Origin of the sequence: Amycolatopsis circi, assembly GCF_003385235.1 — a bacterium.
GTDB lineage: Bacteria > Actinomycetota > Actinomycetes > Mycobacteriales > Pseudonocardiaceae > Amycolatopsis > Amycolatopsis circi.
In genome coordinates this window covers 1-1,292 of sequence record NZ_PQIA01000301.1, presented here as the reverse complement: position 1 = coordinate 1,292, position 1,292 = coordinate 1, and the positions used below count along the sequence as shown (strand labels likewise).

Here is a 1,292-nt window from a genome sequence, read left to right as displayed (position 1 = left end):
GCTTGGGTTCTAGCGGTCGTTGCAACGCCTGAGTTGTGCAGGGGTTGCTGTGTTCGAGGTCGGCGAGGGCCGGTTGCCGCGGGGTCGTGTGAGGCTGGCGGCGGAACGCCGCCGCTATTTTGATCTTGTGGCAGAGGGCGTGGGCACGGTCGAGGCGTGCCGGATTGTCGGAGTCGACCGGCGGACCGGGCACTATTGGCGGCAGGGGCGGCCGAGCCGGGCGGGCGCGAACGCCCGCCCGGCTCCCGCACGGCCCGGGCCGTGCTCCGGCAGGTTCTTGACCATCGAGGAACGGATCGCGATCGCGGACGGGCGGGCGGCGGGCCGCTCGTTGCGGGCGATCGCGGCCGAGCTGGGCCGCAGCCCGTCCACGGTCAGCCGGGAGATCGCCCGCAACGCCCGCCCCTGCGGCGAATACCGGCCGCACGCGGCGCACGAGCTGGCCCGGGCACGGCGCCCGCGGCCGAAAACCGGCAAGATCACGGCCTGCCCCGAGCTGCGGGAACGAGTGCAGGCGATGCTGGACGAGAAATTCAGCCCGGAGCAGATCGCCGCCCGGCTGCGCCGCGACCACCCCGACCGGCCGGAGCTGCACGTGACCCACGAAACGATCTACCAGGCCCTCTACGTCCAAGGCCGCGGCGAACTCCGCCGCGAACTGGCCCGCGCCCTGCGCACCGGCCGCACCCAGCGCACACCCCGCACCAGCGGCGAGCAGCGCCGGCCCCGTTTCGCCGAACCCATGGTCATGATCAGCGACCGGCCCGCCGAAGCCGCCGACCGCGCCGTCCCCGGCCACTGGGAAGGCGACCTGATCATCGGCAAGGACGGAGCCTCCGCCATCGCCACCCTGGTCGACCGCTCCACCCGCTACACCCTGCTCGTCCCGCTCCCCCGCGGCCGCGGCGCCGACGCCGTCCGCGACGCCCTCGCCGACACCGCCGCGACCCTGCCCGCGCACCTGCAACGATCCCTGACCTGGGACCAGGGCAGCGAAATGGGCCGCCACCACGAATTCACCATCGCCACCGGCATCCCCGTCTACTTCTGCGACCCCCACAGCCCCTGGCAACGCGGCAGCAACGAAAACACCAACGGCCTGCTGCGCCAGTACTTCCCCAAAAGCACCGACCTCTCGGCCCACACCCCCGAACACCTCGCCGCCGTCGCCGCACAACTCAACCGCCGCCCACGCAAAACCCTCGACTGGGACACCCCAGCCGAACGCCTCGCTAAACTCCTGACCGAAACCAAATAACCACCCGCGTTGCAACCACCCCTCGAATCCACCC

The 1,292-nt window shown here is 71.8% G+C and carries 1 protein-coding gene; it reads left to right on the top strand.

What is annotated here, in order from left to right; all coding sequences use genetic code 11:
- Positions 1–127 precede the first annotated feature (127 nt).
- A complete protein-coding gene (locus D0D37_RS46375; RefSeq protein ID WP_425267045.1) occupies positions 128–1,258 on the top strand; it encodes an IS30 family transposase in 1,131 nt (376 codons plus the stop codon).
- The last annotated feature ends 34 nt before the right edge of the window (positions 1,259–1,292 follow it).